Here is a 547-nt window from a genome sequence, read left to right as displayed (position 1 = left end):
TGATATAATATTGTTGTTCATATGACAATATAATAAATCTTCCTTTTTTTTCTTTTTAAAATTTAAAGTATGATTTTAGATATTCATTTGAATAAGAAAGGAGGGCAGCAAGAATGTATAATAATAAACCACAACACAGATTTAATAAAAAAAATGAACAATTTATTAACGATGAAAAGTTTTTATTAGCATCAAAACAACCACAATTAAAAACAGTTACTAGTAAAGATGGACAAATAAGAGATTTATGTGAATTTTGAGTTTTAGATAATGGTGAAGAAGTGCAATGTGTAGTATGAAATGATTTAGCACAAAAATTAAATGCTGAATTTAATCTTGAAAGCTTTACAGCAATTACTATTACTTATAAAAAGAATTTTAATGATTTTACTGGTAAAACTCGTTATAGTGTTCGTGATTTTGCTTTTACTAATTAATTCATTCTTTGATTTTAAAGTAAAACAATAAAAACCCTTTTCAAAGGGTTTTTTCTTTGGAATTATTAATAAAAGTCTAGTATTAAAGGAATTTAAATTGTGTTTTATTT

At 22.9% G+C, this 547-nt stretch carries 1 protein-coding gene; it reads left to right on the top strand.

Annotated features, from left to right (window positions below; all coding sequences use genetic code 4):
• The first annotated feature begins 113 nt into the window (after positions 1-113).
• A complete protein-coding gene (locus EHU54_RS06065; RefSeq protein WP_114565262.1) occupies positions 114-437 on the top strand; it encodes a hypothetical protein in 324 nt (107 codons plus the stop codon).
• Positions 438-547: the final 110 nt, after the last annotated feature.

The sequence above is a fragment of the Spiroplasma sp. ald genome, from assembly GCF_044714355.1.
Taxonomy (GTDB): domain Bacteria; phylum Bacillota_I; class Bacilli_A; order Mycoplasmatales; family Mycoplasmataceae; genus Spiroplasma; species Spiroplasma phoeniceum.
Note: the sequence above shows the minus strand (reverse complement) of the source record. Positions and strands in the feature narration are given on the sequence as shown.